Source organism: Nocardioides pelophilus (assembly GCF_014180685.1).
Classification (GTDB): Bacteria; Actinomycetota; Actinomycetes; order Propionibacteriales; family Nocardioidaceae; genus Nocardioides; species Nocardioides pelophilus.
In genome coordinates this window covers 1-7,562 of sequence record NZ_JACEHF010000190.1, presented here as the reverse complement: position 1 = coordinate 7,562, position 7,562 = coordinate 1, and the positions used below count along the sequence as shown (strand labels likewise).

General features: G+C 72.7%; 6 protein-coding genes. 3 read left to right on the top strand and 3 right to left on the bottom strand.

Annotated elements, in window-relative coordinates:
- The first annotated feature begins 111 nt into the window (after positions 1-111).
- The gene (gene menD, locus H0488_RS20445) at positions 112-1,758 is read left to right on the top strand and encodes a 2-succinyl-5-enolpyruvyl-6-hydroxy-3-cyclohexene-1-carboxylic-acid synthase (protein ID WP_183101073.1); all 1,647 of its coding nucleotides are present in this window, start codon (positions 112-114) and stop codon (positions 1,756-1,758) included.
- A gap of 11 nt (positions 1,759-1,769) precedes the next feature.
- On the opposite strand, the gene H0488_RS20440 is transcribed toward menD, so the two are convergent.
- Entirely contained in the window at positions 1,770-2,819 is a 1,050-nt protein-coding gene (locus H0488_RS20440) for an oxygenase MpaB family protein (RefSeq protein ID WP_183101072.1), read from the bottom strand.
- 61 nt (positions 2,820-2,880) lie between these two features.
- Here H0488_RS20440 and H0488_RS20435 point away from each other — a divergent pair, with 61 nt between their 5' ends.
- On the top strand, positions 2,881-3,501 hold the full coding sequence (locus H0488_RS20435) for a TetR/AcrR family transcriptional regulator (protein ID WP_183101071.1): 621 nt from the start codon (positions 2,881-2,883) through the stop codon (positions 3,499-3,501).
- A gap of 16 nt (positions 3,502-3,517) precedes the next feature.
- Positions 3,518-5,392, top strand: a complete 1,875-nt coding sequence (locus H0488_RS20430) for a cation:proton antiporter domain-containing protein (protein WP_183101070.1) — start codon at positions 3,518-3,520, stop codon at positions 5,390-5,392.
- A gap of 20 nt (positions 5,393-5,412) precedes the next feature.
- Here H0488_RS20430 and H0488_RS20425 read toward each other — a convergent pair whose 3' ends face one another.
- Positions 5,413-6,816 carry a metallophosphoesterase gene (locus tag H0488_RS20425; RefSeq protein ID WP_183101069.1) on the bottom strand — a complete coding sequence of 468 codons (1,404 nt, stop codon included), beginning with the start codon at positions 6,814-6,816 and terminating at the stop codon, positions 5,413-5,415.
- Positions 6,817-6,841: 25 nt separating this feature from the next.
- Positions 6,842-7,562, bottom strand: a 721-nt coding sequence (locus tag H0488_RS20420; protein ID WP_183101068.1) for an NmrA family NAD(P)-binding protein, incomplete at its 5' end; no start/stop codon positions are given.

The following is a 7,562-nucleotide window of genomic DNA, read 5'->3' as shown; positions in this document are numbered from 1 at the left end:
TCCGGTCGTGGACGCTGCCGCGCTCGACCGGCTGGCGGCGCCCGCCGACCGGGTGGCCTGGTGGGAGGCCCGGTTCGGCGACGTCGCGGTGCTGCGGCAGGATCGACGACTGTGAGCGACGCCCCGGACTCGGCAGCTGCCCTGGCGCAGGCCGTCGTCGAGCGGCTGCTCGGCGCGGGCGTCGAGGACGTGGTGCTGGCGCCCGGCTCCCGCAACGCGCCGCTGGCGTTCGCGGTGTGGGCCGCGGACCAGGCCGGGCTGCTGCGCCTGCACACCCGGATCGACGAGCGCACCGGCGGCTTCCTCGCCCTCGGGCTGTCCAAGGTCGGTGCCCGTGCCGCGGTGGTCTGCACGTCGGGCACTGCTGTCGCGAACCTCCACCCGGCCGTCCTCGAGGCCGTGCACGCGGGCGTGCCGATGGTCGTGGTCACGGCCGACCGCCCCGCCCGACTGCGGGGCACCGGCGCCAACCAGACCACCGACCAGGTGGGGATCTTCGGCCCGCTCGTCGGCACGTCCGACGTCGCCGACCTCGCCGGCCTCCAGGCTGTGCAGTGGGACGGCCCCGGGCCCGTGCACCTGAACCTCCAGCTCGACGCCCCGCTGGTGCCGGATGCGGCCTTGGTTTCGAGGCTCGCTTCGCTCGCACCTCAACCGGCGGCACCGGACGCTTCGGCGCCGTCGGTGGTTGAGGTGCGAGGCCGCCCGCGGCCGAGCCTCGAAACCACCCTTCCCGCCGGACCTCGCACCGTCGTCGTCGCGGGGGACGACGCGGGCCCGCCCGCGCGGGTGCTGGCGGAGAAGGCCGGCTGGCCGCTGCTGGCGGAGCCGACCAGCGGCGCCCGCACGGGGCAGCACGCGCTGCGGTGCTACCGACTGCTGCTCGGAACCTCGCTGGGGCGGGAGATCGAGCGGGTCGTCGTGTTCGGGCGACCGACGCTGTCGCGCCCGGTGACGGCGCTGCTGGAGCGGCCCGACGTGGAGGTGCTGGTGGTTCCGGGGCCGGGCGTCTGGCCGGTCCGACCCGCTGGCGCGACCGTCCTCGACGGGCGGCCGGAGGGTCCCGGGGCCGACACCAGCGACTGGTTGACCCGGTGGCGGACCGTCGATCGCGAGCTCGGGCAGCGGGTCGACCGGCTGCTCGCGGAGGAGCCGTCGCTGACGCCGTACGACGTCGCCGGCGTGGTGTCGCGCGCCCTGCCGGCCGGGGGGCTGCTGGTCGTGGGAGCGTCCAGCCCGGTGCGCGACCTCGACCTGATGGCGCGTCCCGCGACCGTCGGCGAGCGCCGCCGGGTGATCGCCAACCGCGGGCTCGCCGGGATCGACGGCACCATCAGCACCGCACTCGGGGCGAGCCTCGGCCGGCCCCACTCGACCCGCAACCTGGCGCTGATGGGCGACCTGACGTTCCTGCACGACCAGACCGGCCTGGTGATGGGGCCCGACGAGCCGCGCCCGGACCTCACCATCGTGGTGGCGAACGACAACGGCGGCGCGATCTTCTCGATGCTCGAGCAGGGCGCACCCGAGCATGCGGCCGCGTTCGAGCGGCTGTTCGGCACCCCGCACGGGGTCGATCTCGCGAGCCTGTGCGTCGGGACCCGCACGCCGTTCCTGCGGGTCCGGTCCCGGCTCGAGCTCGAGCACGCCGTCGCCAGCCCCAACGGTGGGATCGAGGTCATCGAGGCCGTGGTCGACCGGCGCGGTCGGCGCGACCTCGATGCCCGGATCCGGTCGCTGGCGAGCGACCTGGGCTGATCAGCCCGTCCCTAGATCCGGCCCAGGATCGGCTGCGACTCGATGATCCCTTCGTCGCTCGGCCTCGCGCCCTCGCCGAAGACCTTCGCGTGCTGGCGCGCCCGGAGCTCGAGGTGGGCGTCGCGGGGTCGGTCGTAGCCGTAGCGCTCCCGGGCCTGGGCGGGCGTCAGCACCTCCGCGCGCTCCGGCGGCACCCCCAGCAGGATCGGCGCCGCGACCGACACCGTCATCGGGGAGATGAGCCGGAGCAGCGCCACCTGCACCTGCCCGCTGAGGGAGACGACCCCGAACGCGACCCGCAGCACCGGCCGGATCAGGGCGTCCATCAGGCGCGACTGCTTCAGGCCCGTCTCCTCGCGCATCCAGCGGGGCAGGGTGGCGATGGTGCCCTTGCGCAGCGCTACCGCCGTCACCCAGCTGACGGGGGTCAGGAACCAGGGCAGCTTCGGCAGCATCACCCGGGCGTCGAGCAGCTGGTGCATCGCCTGCTTGGCGAGGTCGCTGCTGAGCAGCTGCGGGCGCATCCGCTCGTAGTAGGCGCGCAGCTCCTCGCGGTTGCGGGGGATGTCGGCTGGGTCGCAGGTCTGCAGCTCGGCGGCGACGGCGCACTCGGCCCAGTACTGCGCCTCCTCGTCGGGGCTCAGCCTGCCCGGCCCGTAGCGCTCGTAGGCGAGCAGGATGGAGTGCCAGCCGGTGAGCTGGATCCACAGCTGGCTGTCGGGGTCGTTGGCGTCGTACCGGACGCCCGTCACGGGACAGGTGCCGATCCCCTTCGAGTGGATCTTGACGAGGACGTCGGCGGCCTTCGACGTCTCGCGGCTCGACCCGAACGCGACCAGCGCGAAGTAGCGCAGGGTCCGGTCGTAGCGGGTGCGCGGACGGTCGAAGATCGCGTGGGTCTCGGTGACCGACGCCACCAGCGCCGGGTCGAGCTCCTCGACGACCACCGCTCGCTGGAAGCCGATGGTCAGCGAGGTCGGGTAGGACCACACCTTCCAGGTGACCGAGTCCGGGCCGAAGAACCCGAAGTCCTCATGGGGCAGTACGTCAGCTCGCTTCATGGCACTATTACTACACAACTGTAGTAATTAGGGAAGAGGGCAGCCGATTAAGGTTCGCGTTGTGCCAGGTTCCCCGCGCCAGCGACGTCCGTACGCCGCGCGGGTGCCGCTCGACGTACGCCGGGAGCAGCTGATGGACGCCGCCCTCGCGGTGATCGTCCGCGACGGGTACGGCGGGGTCTCGGTCGATGCCGTCGCCAAGGAGGCCGGCGTCACCCGGCCGGTCGTCTACGGCGCGTTCGAGGGGCTCGGCGACCTGCTGACCGCGCTGCTGGACCGCCAGCAGGTGCGGGCGTTCGGGCGGCTGCTGCAGGCGCTCCCGGACGAGCCCGACCTCTCCGACCCGGTCGGCCTGGTGTCGGGCGCGATCGAGCAGCTGGTCCTCATGGTGCGTGAGGACCCTGACACCTGGCGCCCGATCCTGCAGCAGCCCGACGGGCTGCCGGCTGTCGTGCTCGAGCGGATCGAGGCGGACCGCGAGAAGGTGCGCGCGATGTTCGCCCAGCTGATCAGCGGCGTCGGCGCGGAGGCCGGCCCGGCGTTCGACGCGGACCTCTACGCCCACGCGGTGCTGGCGATCATCGAGCACTTCGGCCGGCTGCTGCTCGACGACCCCGACCGGTTCAGCACCGAGCGGATGGTCGACGGCGCGACCGCGCTGTTGCGACTGCTGTTCCGCTGACAGGGACAATGAGCCCGTGGAGATCGCGCTGCTGCTCGTGGCCATCGCCGTCACCGTGCTCGCGGTCACCGCGATCACCGGCCGACTGGGCATCGGCGCGCCGATCCCGCTGATCCTGGTCGGCTGGGCGGGGTCCTACCTGCCGGGCGTGCCGACCATCCACCTCGAGCCCGAGGTGGTGCTGCTCGGCCTGCTCCCGCCGCTGCTGTACGCCGCGGCCATCAGCACCTCCCTCGTCGACTTCAACGCCAACCGGCGCCCGATCCTGCTGCTGTCGGTCGGGCTGGTGGCGTTCACCACGGTCGGGGTCGCGGTCGTCGTGCACGCGATCCTGCCCGAGGTCGGCTGGCCGGCAGCCTTCGCGATCGGCGCCGTCGTCGCGCCGCCCGACGCGGTGGCGGCGACCGCGATCGGTCGCCGGATCGGCCTGCCGCGCCGGATCGTGACCATCCTCGAGGGCGAGTCGCTGCTCAACGACGCGACCGCGCTGGTGGCGCTGCGGACGGCGATCGCGGCGATCGCCGCCTCGGGCGCGATGGCGCCGACGTGGGAGATCGGGCTCGAGTTCCTTCTTGCCGCCGGCGGCGGCCTCGCGGTCGGCATCGCCGGGTTCCTGCTCGTCGCGAAGATCCGCAGGCACGTCACTGACCCGGTCCTCGACACCGGGATCTCGCTCGTCGTGCCGTTCGCGACCTTCATCGCAGCCGAGGAGATCCACGCGTCCGGCGTGGTCGCCGTCGTCGTCGCCGGCCTCCTGCTCGGCCACAAGGCGCCGATCCTGCAGACGGCGCAGTCCCGGATCGCGGAGCGGATGAACTGGCGGATGCTGGCGTTCATCCTCGAGAACACCGTGTTCCTGCTGATCGGCCTGCAGGCGCGGTGGCTGGTCGACGACGTCCGCGCGAGCACGCTGCCGACCAGCACGATCGTGAGCGTCTGCCTCGCCACGCTGGTCGCGGTGGTCGTGCTCCGCCTGGCCTGGGTGTTCCCCGCGCGCTACCTGCTGATCCGCCCCGGCCCGGACCCGACGACCGGACGACGCCCGCCGGCGTCGTACACCTTCTTGATCGGGTGGGCCGGGATGCGCGGTGTCGTGACCCTGGCCGCCGCGTTCGTGATCCCGGAGGACGTCGCGCACCGCGAGGTGCTGCTGATGATCGCGTTCACCGTGTGCGCCGGCACCCTGCTGCTCCAGGGGATGAGCCTGGGCTGGCTCGCCCGTCGCCTCAAGGTGCCGGCCCCGGACCCGATGGACGACGCCCTGGCGCGGGCGACCTTGTTGCAGCAGGCCTCCAAGGCCGGCTACTCGCGGCTCGAGGAGCTCGACGACGCCGACGATCCCTACGGCGTCGCCGACCTGATCCGCCAGCGCATCGAGCAGCGCAACTTCGCCGCCTGGGAGCGGCTCGGCACGACCGAGGGTGAGGAGAGCCCGGCGGCCCTCTACGCCCGGGTGCGCGAGGAGATGATCGAAGCCGAACGCCGGCGGGTGCTGGAGATCCGGTCCACCGGGTCCGTACCGTCCGAGGTGGTCAGCGACGTGCTGGCCATGCTCGACATCGAGGAGTCCATGCTGGACGCCGCCGAGCAGGAACGAGCCGACGTGGAGGCGGTGCGCGTGCGCAGACCAGCGGGACAGTCCTGTGACCACCTCGCGTCGGCGCCGCTCGCCGACCCCACCGGCGAGCTGGCCTGCCAGAGCTGTCTCGCGATCGGCAGCCGTTGGGTCGCGCTGCGGATGTGCCTCACCTGCGGCACCATCGGCTGCTGCGACTCCTCACCCAACCGCCACGCCACCGCGCACTTCCACGCAACCGCCCACCCGGTCATCCGGTCGGTCGAGCCGGGCGAGGACTGGCGCTGGTGCTACGTGCACCACCTCACGGGCTGAGGCCCTGGGTCACTGCTGGATCACTGCTGGCGCACGACGAACGGCGGACGCACGACCTCGTTGTGCTTCGTCAGCGCGGTCATCGGGTGCGGCGACCCGTCAGGCAGCAGGCCCGACATCGGTGTCAGCCGGGCTTCGTCCCCGTCGATCTCGACGACCAGCAGGTGCGCCTGGGCCGCCCACGCGGTGGTGTGGGCGTCGTCGAAGCCCTCGGGGATCTCCTCGCGGAGCTTGCCGCCGGCTCCGGAGACGACGTACGTGCGGCCGTCCGTCTCCGAGACCTGGAAGTTGTGCTCGTGGCCGGCCAGGACGAGCCGCACCCCGCCGCGTTCGAAGAGCGGCAGCAGGGTCTCGAGCATCTCCTGGTCGTTCCCGTGCTCCGGCCCGGCGCAGAACAGCGGGTGGTGGGAGAAGGGGATCCGCCAGACGTGGTCGGCCACCGCCAGTGCGTCCTCCAGCCACCGCTGGTGGTCGGGCACCTGGAAGAAGCGGTGGTAGTCGGGGTCCTCGCTGTCCTGGGAGGTGTCGATGCAGATGAGCTCGAGGTCCTTGCCGTAGCCGAAGCGGTAGTAGAGCCCCGGTCCCACCGATGCGCGGTCCTGCTGGTCGCGGAAGCGCTCGTGAACGTGGAAGTTGTCCTCCATCTGGGCCCGGTCGTCGCTGCCCTCGGTGTCGGTGGTGTCGTGGTTGCCGATCGTCGGGAACACCGGGACCCGGGCGATGACGTAGCGGTAGGGCTGGAAGAAGCTGGAGTACCAGTCGTCGTCCTCCCCGCCGCTCTCGTCGTCCACCTGACCCTGCTCGCCCTGGTAGATGTTGTCGCCCAGCGACAGCACGAAGCGGACGTCGTGGTGCCGCACGAGCTCGTCGAGCACGTCGGCGATCCGCCGCTGACGGCGGCTGGACTCGCTGTCCGACTTGATCCCGACGCCGTAGTCGCCCATCGCGACGAACCGCACGAGCGGAGTCGCGTCGTCCGGGGTCGGGAAGGTGCGCAGCTGCAGGTCGTAGGTCTTGCCCGGCGCGAGGTCGTAGCCACCCGACGCGACGGGCACCCAGTCCTGGCGCGTCCCCGCCGCCCACGGGCGGCCGTCGACCTGGATCCGGTAGCGGTACGCCGTGTCCGGCTCGAGGCCGTCCACCCAGACCCATGTCCGGTCCTCGGTGCGCGCCTCGGCCACGACCTCGCCGTCGGTGTCCAGCACCTCGACGCGAGAGTCGCCGAACGGCTCGGCGCCGTGCCCGATCGACGTGCGCCGGCCCACGGCCGACTGCAGCTCGGAGTCATCCAGGATGTTCCACCGGCCGGCCGCTTCGTCACGCCGGAACCAGAACGCTCCCCAGGCGATCAGGGCGCGGTCGTGCGCGACGTCGACCAGGTGGACGAACTCCTCGCGATGGATCTCGCCGCTCTCGGCTCCCATCCCGACACTCTAGGTGTCGCGCCGGCTACCGGACGTCGGTGAGCGCATCCTCCAGGGTGCGCGCGGCGCGGCCGGTCACACGCTCGACGTCACCGGTGACGGTGGCGACGGAGCCGTCGGCGATCGCCGTGTAGGTGCTGACCCACGCGTCGAGCTCGTAGTCCGCGGCATCCGGATAGGCGGCACGGCGGGACGCGTAGGCCTCCTCGACCGTCTCCTCCTCGTAACGCAGCTCCCGGCCGAGGGCCGCGCCGACCCGGGCGGCGACCTGCGCCAGGGTGAGCGCCTCCGGACCGGTGAGGTGGTAGGTCGCGCCGGCGTGCGCCTCCGGCGCCAGGAGTACGGCGGCCGCCACGTCGGCCACGTCCGCCCGCGCGACCGCCGCGACCCGCCCGTCGCCGGCGGGCCCGCGGATCACGCCCGCGACATCGGCGAAGTACGGGAGCACGTCGGCGTAGAAGTTGTCGCGCAGCAGAGTGAAGGTCATCCCGGTCCGCGCCGCTGCGTCCCGGATCGCCTCCTCGGTGTGGCCGTGGTCGCGCCCGAGGGTGAAGGTCGCGTCGGGCCCGGCGCCGACGAACGACGTGTAGACGAGGTGGCGCACGCCGGCGGTGGCCGCAGCCTCGACCATGGTGCGGTGCTGTTCGCGGCGGGTGGCCGACTCGGCGGCCGAGACGAGCAGCAGCGTCGTGACGCCGGCGAGCGCGGCCTCGGCAGCGGCGCGGTCGTCGTACGACGCCTGCCTC

Coding starts and splice junctions, on each gene's coding strand:
- H0488_RS20425 (WP_183101069.1), bottom strand. CDS start 6,816: ATGGGAGCCGAGAGCGGCGAGATCCATCGCGAGGAGTTCGTCCACCTG.
- H0488_RS20440 (WP_183101072.1), bottom strand. CDS start 2,819: ATGAAGCGAGCTGACGTACTGCCCCATGAGGACTTCGGGTTCTTCGGC.